At 68.0% G+C, this 19,638-nt stretch carries 15 protein-coding genes; 11 read left to right on the top strand and 4 right to left on the bottom strand.

What is annotated here, in order from left to right; genetic code table 11:
* The 4 genes from WT97_RS00850 to WT97_RS00865 all read left to right on the top strand — a co-directional run.
* Positions 1 to 2,166: Ig-like domain-containing protein (locus tag WT97_RS00850; RefSeq protein WP_156440186.1), on the top strand; the 2,166-nt coding region annotated here is incomplete at its 5' end.
* Between the two features lie 424 nt (positions 2,167 to 2,590).
* Entirely contained in the window at positions 2,591 to 4,102 is a 1,512-nt protein-coding gene (locus WT97_RS00855) for a TolC family protein (RefSeq protein WP_257127498.1), read from the top strand.
* On the top strand, positions 4,095 to 6,296 hold the full coding sequence (locus tag WT97_RS00860) for a type I secretion system permease/ATPase (protein WP_060034612.1): 2,202 nt from the start codon (positions 4,095 to 4,097) through the stop codon (positions 6,294 to 6,296). Before WT97_RS00855 ends, WT97_RS00860 begins: the two co-directional genes overlap by 8 nt.
* On the top strand, positions 6,293 to 7,465 hold the full coding sequence (locus WT97_RS00865; RefSeq protein WP_059502527.1) for an HlyD family efflux transporter periplasmic adaptor subunit: 1,173 nt from the start codon (positions 6,293 to 6,295) through the stop codon (positions 7,463 to 7,465). Before WT97_RS00860 ends, WT97_RS00865 begins: the two co-directional genes overlap by 4 nt.
* Positions 7,466 to 7,483: 18 nt before the next feature.
* Here the strand turns inward: WT97_RS00865 and WT97_RS00870 are convergent, their stop codons facing one another.
* The 4 genes from WT97_RS00870 to WT97_RS00885 form a co-directional block, all read right to left on the bottom strand.
* Positions 7,484 to 8,044: a DUF488 family protein gene (locus WT97_RS00870; protein WP_060352630.1), complete on the bottom strand. Its 561-nt coding sequence runs from the start codon at positions 8,042 to 8,044 to the stop codon at positions 7,484 to 7,486.
* Positions 8,041 to 8,268, bottom strand: a complete 228-nt coding sequence (locus WT97_RS00875) for a DUF2945 domain-containing protein (RefSeq protein WP_060352631.1) — start codon at positions 8,266 to 8,268, stop codon at positions 8,041 to 8,043. Before WT97_RS00875 ends, WT97_RS00870 begins: the two co-directional genes overlap by 4 nt.
* 580 nt (positions 8,269 to 8,848) lie before the next feature.
* Positions 8,849 to 9,787 carry an NAD(P)-dependent oxidoreductase gene (locus WT97_RS00880; RefSeq protein ID WP_060352632.1) on the bottom strand — a complete coding sequence of 313 codons (939 nt, stop codon included), beginning with the start codon at positions 9,785 to 9,787 and terminating at the stop codon, positions 8,849 to 8,851.
* A 167-nt stretch (positions 9,788 to 9,954) separates the two neighbouring features.
* Complete coding sequence (locus tag WT97_RS00885) at positions 9,955 to 11,208, bottom strand: LysR family transcriptional regulator (protein ID WP_060034745.1); 1,254 nt, start codon at positions 11,206 to 11,208, stop codon at positions 9,955 to 9,957.
* Positions 11,209 to 11,682: 474 nt separating this feature from the next.
* Between WT97_RS00885 and WT97_RS00890 the strand changes: the two genes are divergently transcribed.
* The 7 genes from WT97_RS00890 to WT97_RS00920 all read left to right on the top strand — a co-directional run bounded on the left by WT97_RS00890 (position 11,683) and on the right by WT97_RS00920 (position 19,603).
* Entirely contained in the window at positions 11,683 to 12,222 is a 540-nt protein-coding gene (locus tag WT97_RS00890) for a hypothetical protein (protein ID WP_095211781.1), read from the top strand.
* Positions 12,223 to 12,300: 78 nt separating this feature from the next.
* On the top strand, positions 12,301 to 13,605 hold the full coding sequence (locus tag WT97_RS00895; protein WP_060352633.1) for a gallate dioxygenase: 1,305 nt from the start codon (positions 12,301 to 12,303) through the stop codon (positions 13,603 to 13,605).
* 134 nt (positions 13,606 to 13,739) lie between these two features.
* Positions 13,740 to 15,089 carry an aromatic acid/H+ symport family MFS transporter gene (locus WT97_RS00900; RefSeq protein WP_060352691.1) on the top strand — a complete coding sequence of 450 codons (1,350 nt, stop codon included), beginning with the start codon at positions 13,740 to 13,742 and terminating at the stop codon, positions 15,087 to 15,089.
* A gap of 73 nt (positions 15,090 to 15,162) precedes the next feature.
* Positions 15,163 to 16,188 carry an amidohydrolase family protein gene (locus WT97_RS00905; RefSeq protein ID WP_059502538.1) on the top strand — a complete coding sequence of 342 codons (1,026 nt, stop codon included), beginning with the start codon at positions 15,163 to 15,165 and terminating at the stop codon, positions 16,186 to 16,188.
* Between the two features lie 2 nt (positions 16,189 to 16,190).
* Entirely contained in the window at positions 16,191 to 16,874 is a 684-nt protein-coding gene (gene ligK / locus WT97_RS00910) for a 4-carboxy-4-hydroxy-2-oxoadipate aldolase/oxaloacetate decarboxylase (protein WP_059502540.1), read from the top strand.
* A 14-nt stretch (positions 16,875 to 16,888) separates the two neighbouring features.
* Entirely contained in the window at positions 16,889 to 17,596 is a 708-nt protein-coding gene (locus WT97_RS00915) for a substrate-binding domain-containing protein (protein ID WP_060352692.1), read from the top strand.
* Between the two features lie 198 nt (positions 17,597 to 17,794).
* Positions 17,795 to 19,603 (top strand): tannase/feruloyl esterase family alpha/beta hydrolase, encoded by a 1,809-nt coding sequence (locus tag WT97_RS00920; RefSeq protein WP_060352634.1) that lies wholly within the window; start codon positions 17,795 to 17,797, stop codon positions 19,601 to 19,603.
* Positions 19,604 to 19,638: the final 35 nt, after the last annotated feature.

Here is a 19,638-nt window from a genome sequence, read left to right on the forward strand (position 1 = left end):
GACGCAACGCCTACTCTTGCTGGCACGGCGGAAGCGGGCAGCACAGTGAGCGTTTATGACGGCACGACGCTGCTGGGCACGACGACAGCAGACCCGTCGGGAAACTGGACATTCACGCCGACTACTGGTTTGGGAGAGGGCGCACACGCAATCACGGTGACTGCAACGGATACGGCAGGCAACGTGAGTGCGCCGAGTGCGGCATTCAACCTGACAGTCGATACGACGGCGCCTGCACTGCCGACGGTGAACGCGACGGACGGCACATCGCTGTCGGGCACTGCCGAAGCGGGCGCAACGGTCAACATCGACACGAATGGCGACGGCACGCCGGACGCCACTGTGACGGCCGACCCGAGTGGCGCGTGGACATACACGCCATCGACCCCGTTGCCGATCGGCACGGTGATCGGCGTGACCGCCACGGACGCGGCAGGTAACACCGGCCCGTCCGCATCGGTAACGGTTGCAGACCTGACGGCACCGGCCGCGCCGATCATCGCCACCGTCACGGACGACGTCGGTTCGATCGTCGGCCTGCTGACGACCGGTGCAACGACCGACGACACGACCCCGACGCTTGCCGGTACGGCCGAAGCGGGCAGCACGGTGAGCGTCTACGACGGCACGACGCTGCTGGGCACCACGACGGCAGACCCATCCGGAAACTGGACGTTCACGCCGACTACGGGTTTGGGAGAGGGCGCACACGCAATCACGGTGACCGCAACGGACACGGCAGGCAACGTCAGTGCACCGAGCGCGTCGTTCGCGATCACGGTCGATACGACCGCCCCGACCGCGACGGCCACGCTCACGACCCTGACCGACAACACCGGCGTGCCCAACGACTGGATCACCGGCGACACGACCCCGACTCTGGGCGGCACGCTGAACGCGGCGCTCGGCGCGGGCGAGGTCGTCCAGGTCAGCCTCGACGGCGGCGCACACTGGACCAACGCGACCGTCAACGGCACGAACTGGACGTGGTATGCACCGGGCGTGTTGTCCGCGGCCGACTACACGGCGACGGTGCGCGTCGTCGATGCGGCGGGCAACCTCGGCCCGACGACCTCGCAGCTTTTCACGATCGATCCGAATGTCGCACCGGTCGTATCGGCGCAGTCGTCGGGGAACCTGCTCGGGATCATCGGCGCGAATCTGCTCAACCTGATCGATTTCAGCACGCAGCAGGCGTTCGCCGCATCGGACTACAACAACAACCTCGATCACGTGACGCTGCACTACGGCGGATTGATCGGCCTCGGGGCGCTGCAGTTCAACGCGAACCAAGCGCTGGCGAACGAGTTGGGGCTGCACTTCAACGTCGTCAACAACCCCGGGATCCTCGGCTTGATCGGGCCGTCGTCCGACCTGACTATCACGGCGGCCGACGGCGGCACGATCGACAACCTGAAGCTCAACGAGTTTCTCGGTTCGATCACGCTGAACGGCGGGCTGATCAGCATCAGCGCGCTCGACAGCGTGACGATTTCCGCGACCGACAAGACGGGCCTGTCGGCGTCGGCCACGGCCGGTCAGTTGCTGAATGCGAACCTGCTCGGCTCGACGCAGTCGGCGTCGATCATCGAGGGTACGTCGGGCAGCGACACCGTCACCGGCACGTCGGGCAACGACCGCCTGTACGGCTACGGCGGCGACGACGTGCTGAACGGCGGCGACGGCAACGACCTGCTGCGCGGCGGTGCCGGCAACGACACGCTCAACGGCGGCAACGGCAACGACATCCTGATCGGCGGCGCCGGTAACGACACGTTGACGGGCGGCGCCGGCACCGACGTGTTCCTGTGGGAAGTCGTCGGCGCGGACAACACCGGCGGCAACGGCCAGGACGTCATCACCGACTTCCAGCTGGCCAGCGGCGCGAACGATACGAGCGGCGACAAGATCGATCTGTCGAAGCTGCTGGTCGGCTACACGGCCGATGCGGACGGCCCCGCGCACTACGTGGACGGCGTGCCCACGATCGACGCGGGCGACACGATCGGGCAGTTCCTGTCGGTGACGAACGTCGGCGCCGATACGGTGATCAGTATCGACCGCGACGGCGCCGGGACGGCGTTCGGTTCCGAAACCCTCGTCACGCTGAACAACGTGACGACCAACCTGGAGACCCTGCTCGCGAACCAGCAGATCATCGTCTGACCGCAGCGCAACGGGGAGGCCGGCCTGCCTCTCCGACACGGCGAGCCCCGTCGCATCGCGACGCGGGCTTGCCCGACGCATATCCATCCCCGCGGCAAGGGGGGTTTGCTTTGCCGGACGGCTCGCCGCCGGCGTCCCGATGATGCTCAAGACAACCGCTCGTTCCAGATACACCGTGCGTCGCGCCGTTTGCGCGGCGCGCGCCGTTTTCCATCCAGGCCATGTGTTGTTCGCGATCGCGCTGCTCGACACCGCAGCGGCGGCGTTCGCGTCGTCGTCGCCGCTGCCGAGCGGCCGGCTGACCGATTCGTTCGAGACCGCGGCGCGCGTGCCGGCTGACGCGGTCCACGCGGCCGCGGCGCCGTCAGCGCATTCATCGCCACCCGCTCCTCCCAGGCCGGCCGCTCCGCCAGTGCAGACGGCGATGGCGACGGCGTCGTTCGTGCCGCTGCCTGCCGGCATGCCCGTTGCCGCACCGCGCCGGCACGTGGCGCCGCCGTTGCCGCCCGCGGACCCGGCGCGGCGCATCGTCCTCGCGAACCTGTCCCGCGCGATGGCGCCGATCGATCCGCAAGCGCCGGTTCCGCCGCTGCATGACGGGATGGCGACAGGGGTGACGACGATCACGCCGGACAGACCGGACGCGTTCGATGTCCCCGCTGCCGGCCGCGCCGAGGATGCCGAGGATGCCGCCGGCGACTCGGGCGAAACGCTGCGCATCGCGCTCGATCGTCTGACGCTGCGCGACGCGGTCGGTGTCGCGATCGCGCGCCATCCCGACATCGGCCGCGCCCATGCGGAAGTGGCGCAAAGCGTGTCGGAGGTCGAGGTCGCGAAGGCGGCCTGGTACCCGAAGATCGACTACGGCGTGCGTCCCGGCTATGGCGGCAGCTTCGGCAGCAACGGCAACCGTACCGGCACGCGCGCATCGATCGGCGTGTCGCAGTTGCTGTACGACTTCGGCCGCACGTCGGGCCGGATTTCCGCGGCGGACGCGACGCGCAGCCAGAAGCAGTACCAGCTGGCCGACACGATCGAGACGGTCGCGTACCAGACGGCGTCGACGTTCGTCGAACTGGCCGCCAGCCAGGACGTCGTCGCCGCCGCGCGGCGCCAGGTCGCCGCGCTGAGCGACACGCGCACGAAGATCCTCGATCGCGTGCGGGCCGGACTGTCGGTTTCGTCGGACCGCAACCTGGTCGAGCTGGCGATCCTGCATGCGCAGGCGGAAGTGCTGAAGGCCAACACGCGTTTCGACGTCGCCGCCGCGAAGCTCACCGAACTGATCGGCGCGCGCCCGCGGCGCGTGGCGAATCTCGGCGGCACGGTGGATTTCGTCGGCGATCTCGGGTATGCCGGCGGCGACATCGAGCGAACGCCGTCGGTGCTTGCCGCGGCGGCCGCCGTCGATGCGGCCGATGCGCGCGTGCGGGTCGCGCAGTCGGAGCGCTTCCCGTCGATCGGGATCGGCGCGAGCCGGTCGATATCGAGCGGCCGCCCCAACGCCACCAACGACACGTGGATCGGTTTTGCGGTGAGCGGCAATTACTCGCTGGGCGGCCTGGCGAAACACCAGATCGCGGCCGCCGAAGCCGAGCTGCGCGCGAACCGCGAAAGCCTCGAGAACCGGCGGCTCGTCACGCGCAGCGCGCTCAAGTCGGCGGAGATCGAAGCGTCGGGCGCCGCGGCACGCCTGAACAGCTACGAGAAGGTGACCGCGCTGTCGCGGGCGTCGCGCGACCTGTACTGGCAGGAATACATCCTGAACAAGCGTACGTTGACCGATGTCGTGAATCCGGAGCGCGACATCTTCGAATCGGAAGTCGAGTCGATCAACGCGCTGGCCGACGGCGCGATTGCGCGCATCAAGGCATACGTGGCAGTCGGCAAGTTCGTCGAATTGCTGCGCGAACACGAGGGGAGTCGTCATGAATGATGCGTTTCGCGCCGGCCGCGATGCCGGCGCCGACATCGCGCGCTGGGCCGACCCGCTGATTTTCGCGGCGCGGCATCTCGGCCTGGCCGTTTCGCCGGAGCAGGTGCGCGGTGCGGCATCGTGGGCGAGCGTCGCGGACCCGGACGCGGCCGTCGTCGAAGTCGCCGCGTCCGCGGGCCTGGCCGCGCAGTTCGTCGCATTGCCGCCGGCGCGGCTCACGCCGGCGATGCTGCCGGCGCTCGCCGTGTTCGACGATGCGCATGTCGGTGTGATCGTGTCGGTTGCGGCGGGGCGTGCGGTCGTTCAGTTCGTTTTCGACGGCAAGCCGCTCGAACGCGCGATCGATCTGGACGCGCCGGCGCCGGCGTGGCCGGCCCGCGTACTGATCGTCCACGAGCGGGTCGCGCGGCGTGACGAGCGCGTCGACGGCTACCTGTCCGCCAGACCCGACACCTGGCTGCACGATCTGTTCTCGGCGCAATGGAGGGTGTTGCTCGATCTCGGCGCCGGCTCGCTGTTCGGCAATCTGCTCGCGATCGCGACGTCGCTGTTCGCGATGCAGGTGTGGGACCGCGTGGTTCCGGCGCGGGCGACGCATACGCTGTGGGTGCTGGCGTCGGGCGTGGTGCTCGCGCTCGCGCTGGAACTGCTGCTGCGTACCGCGCGCGTGTCGATTGCCGATCATTTCGGCAAGCAGGCCGACCTCAAGCTGTCCGCGATGTTCTTCGCGCGCGTGCTCGACATCCGCAACGACGCGCGGCCGCGCTCGCCGGGCACGCTGGTCGCCCAGCTTCGCGACCTAGAACAGCTGCGCGAGCTGCTGACGTCGAGCACGATGGGCGTGCTGATCGACATCCCGTTCGTGGTCACGTTCCTGTTCATCATCTGGCTGCTCGGCGGGCCGCTCGCGTTCGTGCCGCTCGCGGCGATCCCGCTGCTGATCCTGCCGGGCGTGCTTGCACAGATCCCGCTGGCGAAGCTGTCGAACCGGGGGCTCGAGGAATCGGCGCTGCGCAACGCGATCCTGATGGAAGCCATCTATCGCGCCGAAGACATCAAGGCGTTGCAGGCGGAGCCGCGATTCCGGCAGCTGTGGGCGCATACGAATCGCGTGAATGCCGATATCGGCTTGCAGCAGCGCCGGCTGGCGGGCCTGCTGGTCAATCTCGCGCAGACGGTGCAGCAGCTTGCCTACGCCGGCGTGCTGGTCGCCGGCGTGTACGGCATCCTGGACTCGAGCCTGTCGTTCGGCGCCGTGCTCGCCTGTTCGATCCTGACGAGCCGCACGATCGCGCCGCTGGGGCAGATTCCCGCCGTGCTGTCGCGCATCCAGAACGTACGGGCGGGCAAGAAGGGGCTCGACAACCTGCTCGCGCTGCCGGTCGACCACGATCCGGCGGTCGATGCGTATCACAAGCCGGCGCTCGTCGGCCGATATCGCTTCGAGCAGGTCGGATACAGCTTCGATCCGCAGGAAAAGCCGGTGCTCAGTATTCCGAATCTGTCGATTGAGCCCGGCGAGCGGGTTGCAATTCTCGGCCGCGTCGGCGCGGGAAAGTCGACGCTGCTGAGACTGTTCGGCGGGCTCGCGACGCCGGTGCAGGGGCGCATCCTGTTCAACGACACGCCGATGCCGCTGATCGACGTCGCCGATGTCCGCCGCGACGTCGGGATGCTGCTGCAGGAATCGAGCCTCTTCTACGGCACGCTGCGAGAGAACCTGCTGATCGCGAATCCGCTCGCCAGCGACGACGCGATGCTTGCCGCGATGAAGGTCGCGTGCGCAGACCAGTTGCTGCTGCGGCAGCCGCACGGCCTCGACATGAAGCTGCGCGAAAGCGGCCTTGGCCTGTCCGGCGGCCAGAAGCAGGCGCTGATGCTGGCCCGCGTGATTCTGCGCTCGCCGAACGTGTTGCTGCTCGACGAGCCGACCGCCTCGCTCGACGAGGCGACCGAGCGGGCGATCGTCGAGCGGCTGCAGCAATGGCTGGGCAATCGCACGTTGATCGTGGCGACCCATCGTTATCCGGTGCTGTCGATCGTCGATCGCATCATCGTGCTCGATGGCGGGCGCGTGGTGCGCGACGGTCCGAAAGACGAGGTGCTGGCCGCGTTGCGCGGCGCCGGCACGCCGGCGCCGGCGGCCGGCGGCTCGCGTCCGGTGGCGGCGCAGATGGCGGGAGAGGCGCGATGAGCGATTTTCCGTGGTCGGCGCACCGCGTGCGCGAAGCGGCACCCGCCCGGCGGATGCTGTGGCTGATCGTCGCCGCGCTGGCGATCTTCCTGGTGTGGTCCGTGTTCGCGAACCTCGACGAAGTCGCGGTCGGCGAAGCCAAGGTCACGCCGGCATCGAAAGGGCAGGTCATCCAGAGTCTCGAAGGCGGCATCCTGCTGGAGCTGGCGGTGCGCGAGGGCGACGTCGTCGACGCGGGCCAGCGGCTCGCGACGCTCGATCCGGTGCTCGCGCGCGCGTCGATGGAGGAAACGCTGGAGCGGATCACCGCATTGCAGGGCCGCGCCGCGCGGCTGTATGCGGAGATGAACGACCTGCCCGGCATCGACTTCCCGGCGGAACTCGCGAACGAGAAGGCCGTGACCGCGCGCGAGCGTCAGCTGTTCGTCGCCAACCGGCGCGCGTTTCGCGAGAACGTCGCCAACCTGCGCGAACAGTTGCGCCTCGCCGAGGACGAGCTCCGGATTGCGTTGCCGCTGCTGAAAACCGGCGCGACCAACGAGGTGGAGGTGCTCCGGCTGCGGCAGAAGGCTGCCGAATTCTCGACGAAGCTCGCGGCGGCGCAGAGCGAGTACTACGTCGCGCTGAAAGCCGACTACTCGAAGACGATGGCCGATCTCGAACCGCTGCTCAAGGTTCGCGAAGGCCGTGCCGATCAATTGCGACGAACCGTGATTCGCGCGCCGGCGCGCGGCATCGTGAAGGACATCCGCGTGTCGACGGTCGGCGGCGTGATTCCGCCGGGCGGCATGCTGATGGAAATCGTGCCGCTCGACGATCAGTTGCTGATCGAGGCGCGCCTCAGCCCTCGCGACATCGCGTTCGTTCATCCGGGGCAGGACGCGACCGTGAAGATCACGGCGTTCGAATCGTCGATCTACGGCTCGCTGCCGGCGAAGGTCGAGCGGATTTCGCCCGACACGATCGAAGACCAGGTCGACCGGCGCGTGTATTACTACCGCGTCTACGTGCTCACGCAGCATGCGTATCTGGAAACCCGCGACGGCAAGCGGCATCCGATCCTGCCGGGCATGGTCGCGACCGCCGAGATCCGCACCGGGCGCCGCACCGTGTTCGACTACCTTGTCAAGCCGCTGAACCGGGCCGCCGAGGCATTGCGCGAACGCTAGTGCGCCGGCGCGGCACGATCATGCGTGCGGCGCCGAATCGCCGCGTTCGGCATCCGGATAGACGATCGTGCCGTCGTCCCGGATCACGGCGCCGGCCGTGAGCCGCGCGGGTTCCACGCGGTTGCGGCCCATGATGTGCAGCACCGTTTCGCCGCGCGCGATCAGGTAGTCGGACACGATTCGCCGATGACAGCGCCACCACACGGCTTCCGAGCACATGATCGCGCAGCGCTGCGCGTGCCCCCGTGCGATCAACCGGTCGAGGCCCGCTCGAAATTCCGACGACAGCGCGTAATCCGCGTAGCGGTGAAAGCTGCGGTTCGTCCAGAAATCGTTGACGTCGTCGGGCACGCCGCGCGACTTGCCGCGCAGGCCGCCCAGTTCGGCGATGTGTTCGTACGCGATGTCGGCGGCGGCGAGCGCGTCGGGCAGCGTCGCTTCGTTGAATTGCGGATGGGTGCGCGAGCGCGGCATCTTGCGGATATCCGCGAGCAGCGCGATCTCGACCGTGTCGAGCAGGTCGACGAATTCGTCGAGCGTGCGGTTCGAATGGCCGATCGTGTAGAACGGGAGCGTCATGCGTCGTCCCTGCCGGCGATGCGTTCGAGCACGCGGCCGCGATGCGCGGCGACGTGGTCGGTGCGGCCGCTCTTGATTTCGTATTGAGGATCGTCGGGCGACGCGCGATGGCGATGGCCCTTGTAGTCGAAGTCGGCGGTGTGGATCGCGACGATCGTGCCGGTCACGTAGCCGGCCTCGGAATTCCAGCGGACGTGGTCGCCCAGTCTGAATGGGGTGGTCATGCGGCGGTACCTCCTTGTGTCGATGCGTGGCGGGCCGGCCTTCGCGACCGGGGCGGTGCGCGCCGGGAAGCCGCGGGCAAGAGCGCGCATGGATTCATTATCGGCCCGCACGCGGCGAAAGACACGGGTGTCGGCGGCGCCGTGCCGCGTGCGCAATCGGCGTGCCTTTCATTTCCGTGGAGGCCGACGAAACTGGAATTGCTCTCCTCTTTTGGAATGCTTGGGAAGGCCGGTGTATCAAGCTTCGCTGGTGCGACGCAACTCATCGGAGTGCATGTGGACTTCCAAAACTTCCAAACAAACGATTGGAAAAGTCGATGCGTGAACTGGAGTTGCGCGATTTCTGCGACGCAGGCGAATGTGTTTGGACTGGAACCGGATTGTGTTGCGTGAGGACATGTATCGGACGAGGACGCCGGCAATTGCATTCTCCGACGCAGCCCGCTGCGGGTCGCGCACTCCTGGTTTCAGGCACGGATCGCATTGCTCACCGGTCTCCATGGGCCAGGGGTGGTCGCAACGCTGGCCCCGTTGGCGTGCCCCGGCGCATTGAACCCGAGCGATGCGGCGCTGCCGCCGCTTAGTCATCGCGACCGGCGCCGTACGTGGGCGGTGTCGGCGCCGACACCGGCCGATTACCCAGCCGGTCGAGCACGGCCTTCCAGTCGAACGGCAGCAGCGCGTGGTAGTCGAGCCCGTGGGCGGCCATCCTGTCGATGAATCCGTCCTGCACGCGAGCGCATGCTTCGCTCATCTCCGGCGCAACGCCGCCTTCGCGCAGCGTGTCGCACACTTCGCGCATCTCGGCCGCGCGCCGGCGGCCATGCTCGGCGACGCGGCCGATCAGGTAGCCGGGCAGATCGGGCCGCGTCGCGAACGTGTCGAAGGTCTGCCGCAGCGACGCGAGCACCAGAGCGTCCGCACCATACGCGCGGGCCGCGCTCAGGCATTCGACGGTGAGCGCCTCGATCCCCTTGATCATCACGCTGCGGCACATTTTCGCGGCCGACGCGGCGCCGACGCGTGTCGACACGGCCCGTGCAGCGAAGCCCAGCGTGGTCAGCTCGCGTGCGACCGCATCGGCCGACGGACCGGCCAGCAGCATCGGCACTGCGAGGCCGTGCGGCGGCACGGGCGCCATCACCGCCGCTTCGACATAACGGCCGCCGGCGGCTTCGATCAACTGCTGGCCGTGCTGCTTCCGCGCCGGCGATACCGAGTTGATGTCGATGAACGTCTGGTCCGCCCGGATGTGCGCGGCGACCACGGCGGCGACTTCCGCGTCGGACGACGCCGTCACGGCCGACACGATCCAGTGCGCGTCGCGGATCGCGGCGGCAACCGTCGACGCGGCTTCGACATGCACGCGCGTAGCCTTGTCGCGCATCGCGCTCGCCGTCCTTGCATCGTCGAGTTGCCGGTCGTACATCGTCACGCGGACGTTGCGCGCGGCGAGTGCGCCGCCGAGCAGGCTGCCCGCTTCGCCGAAGCCGATGAACGCTATCGTCGGGTCGATCATGCGTGTCGCTCCTGATGAAGGTGATGCGCGGGCTGGCCGTCCGGTATCGCGACGCGTGACGGCAGCGTCGCGCTTCGGCCGGCAGCCGCAGCGTATATCGATCGAATTGTGCGGCAACGCATGGGGCGGGCGCGATGCGAATCCGGCGCGGCAGCCATGCGCTTTCGTTATCGCGCAGCGGCTGTAGCGTGCGGCGCGCGCGCGACTTCGGTCGCGACCACACGGATCGCATCGATCAACGCGCGTGCCGCCGGCGACGGTGGGCTGCCGGTGCGTGTCATCAGTCCAATGTCGCGGGCCGTTTCGCGCATCGGCACATCGAGCACGGCCAGCAACCCCGCGTCGCATTCGTAGCGCAGTTGCTGCGCGGACAGCACCGCGAGCATGTCGCTATGCAGCAGCAGGCCGCGAATCACCGCGAGGTCGGCACTTTCGACCGTCGGCATCGGCGGCTTGAGTTTCATGCGCCGGAACAGCGATTCGAACAGCCCGCGCGCGGGCGAGTGGCTGCGCGGCAGGATCCATTGCGCGCCGGCGAGGCTCGCGAGCCCGAGGTTCCGGACGCCGGCGAGCGGATGATCGTGCCGCGCGAGCACGACGAGGTTCTCGGACATCAGCCGCTCGTTTTCGAGGTCGCTCGCCGGATCGCTCGGGCGCAACGCACCGAGGATGAAGTCGACGTCGCCCGCGCGCACGCCGGCCACGAGCGCCTCGTAGGCGCTTTCGTCGGTGATCACGCGCACCTTCGGAAAGCGCGTGACGACGCGCGCGACCGCTTCGGGCAGTATCAGCGTGCGGCCGAGCGGCAGCGCACCGACGGTCACGATGCCCTGGATGCTGCCGTGCAGCGCGGCGACGTCGTCCGCGACGTGCCGCAGTTCGTTCAGCGCGCGCCGCACGTGCAGCAGGAACGTCTCGCCGTCGGCCGTCAGAAGCAGGCCGCGCGGATGTCGATGGAACAGCGCGAAACCCGCGCCGCTCTCGAGAATCCTGATCGCGCTGCTGACGGCCGGCTGCGTGACGCCGAGCGCACGCGCGGCGCTCGGCATGTGCCGGTGCCGCGCGAGCGTCGAGAACAGCTGGAGCCGCCGCGTGTTGAGCAGATACGCGGGCAGGCCGCTGTCGGCTGACGCGCGGCGGCGCGACTGGCGCAGCGCACACCAGTTCGCGAGCGCGCCGAGTTCCGCGATCACGCGTTCGCCGCGCTTGAGCACAGCACGACCGACCGGCGTTGCGAGCATGCCGGACGGCTTGCGATCGAACAACGCTGCGCCGACGGCCGCTTCGAGTTCCTGCACCGCGCGCGTGACGGCCGACTGCGCGCGAAACAGCGTCGCGGCGGCGCGGCTCACGCTGCCCGTCTCGGCAACGCGCCGCACTGCGTACAGGCAGGCGAGGTTCGGAAGTTCGGTGTTGTCCATGGGCATTCGGGCAGTGTGCGTCGCCGGCGGCGGCACGCGCGACATGCGTGCAGCCGTACGGCCCGCGCCGGCGATGCAGCGGGTTGAACGACTTTACCGGAACGGTGGCCGCGCAGCTTGCGTCGTGCTTGTCGAGCCATCTGTTTTATTTATCGGCGGCGAATCGCCGGGCGACCGGTTGCGGCGCGTGCGCCGCCGAACGCCGACGCGCGCGCGCCATATCCGGCGGGCTTCCGGGCCATCGGAGGCGCGGTTCGCGTGCCGGTTGAAAGCTTGCCGGATAGGCGGTTTCTCCCGAATATAAGGGTTTTCCCGGACTGTGTTGCAGCGCCTGCGGCTGAGTAATTTCAATCCCGGGCGCCGCAAGCACGCGGTTGCCGGCACATCGGACCGCCATCTGATTCATTGTTCGTCCGATCACGAAAAGGGGCTGGCGTGCGACGCGGCCCCTGCAACTACGAGCGAGGCAGCGTAATGGGACGACAGCACATCATTGGAGCCGGCGCATCGGCGGGCGCATCGGCGCGCAGCACGCGGCTGTCGGACACGATCCGCGCGGGCATTCGCGGCGGCTTCGCAGGCGCGGTGCTGATCTGGGTTTACGAGGCGCTCGTGTGGGTCGGCGCGCAGCACCTGATGCCGCTCGCCGGCATCCCGCGCAACGCGACGGGGCTCGTGTTCGGCAAGGCCGCACAGGATGCGCTCGGCATCGGCGCATACTTCATCGGCACGGCGATCCATTTCGTGTTCGCGCTGTCGTGGGGCATCGTGTTCGCGGCGATCTGGCCGTGGTTCCGGCGGCGCGGCTTCGAGGCGACGTTCGTCGCGCTGTTCTTCGCGATCGTCGCATGGATCGTGATGCACGCGCTGATCATGATCGCGTCGAGCAATCATCCGAACTATTTCGACCCGAACGTGATCATCGGCGGGTTCATGTCGCATTTCGTATTCGCCGTTCCGCTCGCGCTGGTCGTCAAGCGCAGCCTTGCGCCGCAGCCGCACGGGCGCGCGTAGCGAGCGAACGCGCACGCATTCAATCGGCAACGGCCGGCACGGCCGGACCGCATCAGAGCACCACGAAGGAGCATTGGCATGGCACGGATTATCGGAGGCATCGCGGCCTCCCACACGCCCACGATCGGGTTCGCGTTCGACAAGAACAAGCGCGACGATCCGGTCTGGGCGCCGATCTTCGAAAACTTCGCGCCGCTGGCCGCGTGGCTCGCCGACAAGCGTCCCGACGTGCTGCTGTTCATCTACAACGACCACGTGACGTCGTTCTTCTTCGATCACTACTCGGCGTTCTCGCTCGGCGTCGGGCCGCAGTGGCATCCGGCGGACGAAGGCGGCGGCGCGCGCGACCTGCCGCCGATCGCCGGCCATCCTGCACTCGCCGCGCATATCGGCCAGTCGCTGATGGCCGACGAGTTCGACATGTCGTTCTTCCAGAACAAGCCGCTCGACCATGGCTGCTTTTCGCCGCTGTCGGTGCTGTGTCCGCACCGCCCCGACTGGCCGGTGCAACTCGTGCCGCTGCAGATGGGCGTGCTGCAGTTGCCGGTGCCGTCCGCGCGCCGCTTCTACCGGCTCGGCCAGGCGCTGCGCCGCGCGATCGAAAGCTTTCCGGAGGACCTGCGCGTCGCGATCGTCGCGACCGGAGGACTGTCGCATCAGGTGCACGGCGAGCGTTCGGGCTTCAACAATCCCGAATGGGACGCGCGTTTCCTCGATCTGCTCGAGCGCGACCCCGAGCGCCTGGCTGGCATGCCGCTCGGCGAATACGCGGCGCTCGGCGGCTTCGAAGGCGCCGAGGTCGTGATGTGGCTCACGATGCGCGGCGCGTTGCCGGCGGGCGTCGTGTGCCGGCACCGCGGCTACTACCTGCCGTCGATGACGGGGATCGCGACGGCCGTCTACGAGCCGGCGGACACCGACGTCGACGAGGCGGCGGCCGAGCGTCACCGGCAGCGGATCGCGGCCGAACTCGCCGGCGTCGAACAACTGCCCGGCACCTATCCGTTCACGATCGAGCGGGCCGTGCGTGCGTACGGGATCAACGACTATCTGCACCGGATGATCGAGCCCGCGCATCGCGCGCAGTTCGTGAGCGACCCAGAGGCGAGCTTTGCCGCGGCGGGCCTCAGCACGGAGGAGCGCGACCTGATCCGCCGGCGCGACTGGCTCGGCCTGCTGCGCTACGGCGTGATCTTCTTCCTGCTCGAAAAGCTCGGCGCGGTGACGGGCGTATCGAACCTGCATATCTACGCGGCGATGCGTGGCGAATCGCTGGAGGATTTCCAGCGCACGCGCAACGCGCCGGGCGCGCTGTACTCGGTGGCCGGCAAGAGCGCCGGGCCGCTCGGCTGGGACGGCGCGGACACGCCGGGCAACACGTAACGCAGGACGAAGGCGCGCGCGGGATCGCGGCGCCTGCGGGGCCGGAAGGCCGACACGCCGGAAGCGTGCCAAACCCTATAAATAGGATGACGAATCAATAGATCGATCGTCGCCAAGGAGACAGGAGAGTCATGATGGCAAGTGGAAAGACAATCGACATCAAGTCGTTCATCGACGAGCGGCCGGTGTCGCGTTACCAGTGGCTGCTGGTCGTGCTGTGCTGCCTCGTCGTGATCGCCGACGGGATGGACGTCGCGATCATGGGGTTCGTCGCGCCGTCGGTGATTCGCGACTGGGCGATCTCGCGGCCGGAGTTCGGCCTCGTGATGAGCGCGGCGCCGATCGGACTCGTGATCGGCGCGCTGCTGGCCGGCCCGAGCGCCGACCGGTTCGGGCGCAAGCGCGTGCTGATCGCGTCGGTCTTCCTGTTCTGCGTGTTCACGATCTTGACCGCGCACGCGCACTCGCCGTTCGAGATGGCGATGCTGCGGCTACTGACCGGCATCGGTCTGGGCGCGGCGATGCCGAACACGACGACGCTGTTGTCGGAGTACGCCCCGCAGCGGATGCGCGCGCTGATGATCACCGTGATGTTTACCGGCTTCAACCTCGGCTCGGCGCTGATCGGTTTCGTCGCCGGCTGGCTGATTCCGCTGCACGGCTGGCGCTCCGTGCTGTTGTTCGGCGGCGCGCTGCCGCTGCTGCTGATTCCGCTTCAGCTTTGGCTGCTGCCCGAATCGGCGCGGCTGCTGGCCGTGCGCGGCGCGCCGTCGCAGCGCATCGGCGCGCTGCTGAACCGGGTGTGCGGCGGTCGATTCAGCGGCAACGAGACGTTCGTGTCGAACGAGCCGCCACTGCCGACGCGCAAGCCGATCGGCGTGCTGTTCTCGCAAGGCTATGGCCGCGTGACGTTGTCGTTGTGGATCACCTATTTCATGGGTCTGCTGGTGATCTACCTGCTGACCGGCTGGCTGCCCACGCTGATCAAGGACGCGGGCCTGTCCGTCAGCACGGCCGCGAACGTGACGGCAATGTTCCAGATTGGCGGCACGATCGGCGCGATCGGGGTGGGCTGGCTGATGGATCGCGTACGGCCGGCGCCGGTGATCGGTATCGCGTATCTCGGCGGCGGGCTGTGCGTGGCCTTGCTCGCATGGGCCGGTGCGTTGTCGTCGTCTCTCGCGCTGCTGGTGTTCGCGGCCGGCTTCTGCATGAGCGGCGCGCAGACCGGGCTGAACGCGTACGCGCCCGGTCGCTATCCGACGGTTGCACGCGCAACTGGCGTGAGCTGGATGCTCGGAATGGGCCGCTTCGGCAGCATCTTCGGCTCGGCGATCGGCGGCGCGCTGCTCGGGTTCGGCTGGAAGTTCGACGCGATCCTGTCGATGCTCGCGGTGCCGGCCGTGCTGGCAGCGATCGCGATCGTGACGACGCAGCGTGAGGCCGTGCCCGAACCGCAGGAACTCGAAAACCCGGCGCACTGACGCACGTCGCACACCGCCGTCCGGCGCGGTCGTCGGCAGGGTGCCGGACACCTCATCAAACGCAGGAGCATCAATGATCATCGACATCCATGGCCACTACACCACCGCGCCGAAAGCGCTGGAAACGTGGCGCAATCGCCAGATCGCCGCGCTCGGCAGTCCGTCGGAGCAACCGAAGGTGGCCGAGCTGAACATCAGCGACGACGAACTGCGCGAATCGATCGAGCACAACCAGTTGCGGCTGATGCGCGAGCGCGGCCTGGACCTGACGATCTTCAGCCCGCGCGCGAGCTTCATGGCGCATCACATCGGCGATTTCGCGGTGTCCAGCACGTGGGCGGCCGTGTGCAACGAGCTGTGCCATCGCGTCCATCGACTGTTTCCCGATCGCTTCGTGCCGGCCGCGATGCTGCCGCAAAGCCCGGGCGTCGATATCGCGACCTGCATTCCGGAGCTCGTGCGTTGCGTCGAGGAATACGGTAACGTCGCGATCAACCTGAATCCGGATCCGTCCGGCGGCCACTGGACGAGCCCGCCGCTGTCGGATCGCTACTGGTACCCGATCTACGAGAAGATGGTCGAGTACGACATTCCCGCGATGATCCACGTGAGCACGAGCTGCAACGCGTGCTTCCACACGACCGGTGCGCACTACCTGAACGCCGACACCACGGCGTTCATGCAGTGCCTGACCTCCGACCTGTTCCGCGATTTTCCGACGCTGCGCTTCGTGATCCCGCACGGCGGCGGGGCGGTGCCGTATCACTGGGGACGGTTCCGCGGGCTCGCGCAGGAGCTGAAGAAGCCGCTGCTGAACGACCATCTGCTGAACAACGTGTTCTTCGATACATGCGTGTATCACCAGCCCGGCATCGACCTGCTGACCGGCGTGATTCCGGTCGACAACATCCTGTTTGCGAGCGAGATGATCGGCGCGGTGCGCGGCATCGACCCGGAGACCGGTCACTACTACGACGACACGAAGCGCTACATCGAAGCGTCGTCGCTCGATGCTCGAGCGCGTCACAAGATCTACGAAGGCAATGCGCGGCGCGTGTATCCGCGTCTCGATGCGCAACTGAAAGCGAAGGGGCTTTGATTATGACCGAACTCGGCGTGGTGTATCGCACGATCCAGCGTGCGGATCAGGATGTGGCGGCGCGGCTCGGCGCGCTCGGCTCGGCAACGGTGCACGAGGCGATGGGCCGCACGGGGCTGCTGAAGCCCTACATGCGGCCGATCTATCCGCGTGCGCAGGCGTCGGGCACGGCCGTCACGGTGCTGCTGCATCCGGGCGACAACTGGATGATGCACGTGGCAGCCGAACAGATCCGGCCCGGCGACGTGGTCGTCGCGGCAATCACCGCGGATTGCACGGACGGCTATTTCGGCGACCTGCTCGCGACGAGCTTCAAGGCACGCGGCGCGCACGCGCTGATCATCGATGCCGGCGTGCGCGACGTCGCGGTGCTCGAGGCGATGCAGTTCCCGGTCTGGAGCAAGGCGATTTCGGCGAAAGGCACGATCAAGGCGACGCTCGGTTCGGTGAACGTGCCCGTCGTTTGTGCGGGTGCGCTGGTTCATCCTGGCGACGTGATCGTCGCGGACGACGACGGCGTGGCCGTGGTGCCGGGCGTGCGCGCGGCGCAGGTGCTCGAGAAGGCGGCGGCCCGGGAAGCGAACGAAGCGGCGAAGCGCGCGAAGCTCGCGTCCGGCGTGCTCGGCCTCGACATGTACGACATGCGCGAGCCGCTGCGGCAGGCCGGCCTGCGCTACATCGACTGATGCGGGCGGACGCGATGATGCAGGCACCGGAAGCGGCCGTGGCCGTCACGGGCATTTCGTCGATGGCGACGCGGCCGGTGCTCGCGCGGCTGGCCGCCGCTTACGAGCGCGACACGGGCACGCGCGTCGCGATTACGTCGGTCGGCGGCGTCGACGCCGTCCGACGCGTGCGCGACGGCGAGCCGTTCGATGTCGTCGTGCTCGCGTCCGATGCGATCGAGCGACTCGCGGCGGATGGCCACGTCGAGCCGGGCAGCCGCGTGGACGTCGCGCGATCGGGCATCGCGGTCGCGGTCGCGAGCGGCGCGCCACGGCCGGACATCGCTACCGAAGCTGCGTTGCGCGATGCGATCCTGCGCGCCGGACGGATCGGTTATTCGACCGGGCCGAGCGGCACGCACCTGATGCGCCTGTTCGCCCGCTGGGGCATCGCCGACGCGATCGCGCCGCGCATCGTACAGGCCTCGCCGGGCGTGCCGGTCGGCGCGTTGATCGCATCCGGCGACGTCGAGCTCGGCTTTCAGCAGATGAGCGAGCTGATGCACGTGCCGGGCGTCGCCGTTGTCGGCGCGCTGCCCGCCGCGGTGCAGGCGGTGACGGTGTTCGCCGCCGCGGTCTTGGCCGTCACGCACGATCGCGCGGCCGCGACGCGGTTCCTCGCGTATCTGGCGTCGCCGCAAGTCGAACACATCAAGCGGGAACACGGGATGGAGCCTGCATAACGCCGATGCGGCCGGATCGATAAACGAATCGGATGGGATTCACCGTTCTTCGCAACGGGTTCTCGCGACGAGATTAGTTATGCTGATGAAGTGGTGAGTGGCAGTCCGGATCGCGCGATCTATCGAAGAATCAATACAATTCGCCGCGCAGCCCGGCCCGGGCGAGCGGCATATCCAGCAGAAAGACAGGAGACAGGCATGCAGACGAACTGCAGGGCAGGGTGGATGAGGCGCGCATGGCATCGCGCGAAACGCGCAACGTGCGATGCACTGACCAGGGCGCTGGCGATCGGCCTCGTATGGCTGTGTGCTGCGTTGACGGGCTGGCCGAATGCGGCGAATGCAGCGGGCACGGCCGGGCTCGCGAATCTTCCCGCGGTGATGCCCGCGATGTCGTGCCCGTCGGTCGCGGCGCTCGACCTGAGCGGCGTGACCGACGGCACCGTCACGATCACGTCGGCGGTGCTGCTGCCGGCCGGCACGGTCGTCGGTAACAATACGTTGCCGGCGCCGGTGTGCGACGTGAAGGGGACGATCGGCCCGGGCGCGTCGCTGTTCGAACTGCAACTGCCGACGCGGGGCTGGACGCAGCGTTACCTGCAGACGGGTTGCGGCGGCCTGTGCGGCAACCTGTCCGTCAACGCGCCGATGGCATCGACGTGCGTGCCGGTGACGAACGGGACGATCGCGATGGCTGCGACCGACATGGGCCACGAAGGGGGCAACGACGGCTCCTGGGCACTCGACCCGAAGGCGAAGCTCGACTTCGCCTATCGCGCCGAACACGCGACGGCTCAGGTCGCGAAGGCAATCATCGGCAAGTTCTATGCACGGCCCGCGCGCTATGCGTACTTCGACGGCTGCTCGGACGGCGGCCGCGAGGCGCTGATGGAGGCGCAGCGCTTTCCCGACGATTTCGATGGCATCGCCGCTGGTGCGCCGGCGAACGACCTGATCGTGCAGAACACGTTCCACCATGCATGGCCGAACGCGGTCAACACCGACCCGAAGACGGGCAACGCGATCCTGCTCGCCGGCAAGCTGCCGATGCTGCACGCGGCCGTGCTGAAGGCGTGCGACGGGCTGGATGGCGTGATCGACGGCGTGATCGATAACCCGCGCGCGTGCCGGTTCGATCCCGCGACGATCGTCTGCGCGCAAGGCCAGTCCACCGCGACCTGCCTGACGCCGCAGGAAGCCGACGTCGTTCGCCGGATTCACGACGGCGCGACGACCGCGGACGGCACGCGGCTCGAGCCGCTCGTCTCGCGCGAATGGGGCTCCGAGCTGAACTGGACGCTGTTCGTGCCGGCGACTGCCACCGCACAGAGCGGCACGATCGGCTTCGTGCTGCCGTTCCTGCGCTATCTCGACTACTACAACGCATCGTATCCGTCCGCCGCCATCGGCGATCTGAAGTTCACGCTCGACGGATTCGCGAAGACGGTACCGGTGTCGAACTACCTGGCCGCGACCGATCCTGACCTGAGCCGGTTCGCCGGGCGCGGCGGCAAGCTGCTGATGTGGCACGGCCTGGAAGACCAGCATATCTCGCCGCGGTCGAGCATCGAGTACTACGAAGCGATGAAGCGCTACATGGGCGACGCAAGAGTCGACCGCTTCGCGCGCTTCTACTTGTTCCCGGGCGTTGCGCACTGCGGCGGCGGGCAGGGGCCGAACGTGTTCGACATCCTGTCGCCGCTGATGGCGTGGACCGAGACGGGCGCGACGCCGGGCCAGATCGTGGCATCGATCGCCGACGGGAACGGTAATGCGACGCGCACGCGTCCGGTGTTCCCGTATCCGGCTACCGCGCGCTACACGGGCACGGGCAGCACCGACGACGCGGCGAACTTCGTCGCCGATACGCCGAAGGCCGACCCGTTCGTCGACCTGCATTGGGCCGGCGAACGGCTGTACTCGCCGGGTTACGAAGCGCAATGTCAGGCCCAGGGTTCGCAACTCGTTTGCAAGGGCGGAAACGGCTGGCATGCGTATCGTCCGTGACCCGACGGCGGTACGCGCTGATCACGACAACTCAT

The organism is Burkholderia sp. MSMB1459WGS, assembly GCF_001534535.1.
Taxonomy (GTDB): domain Bacteria; phylum Pseudomonadota; class Gammaproteobacteria; order Burkholderiales; family Burkholderiaceae; genus Burkholderia.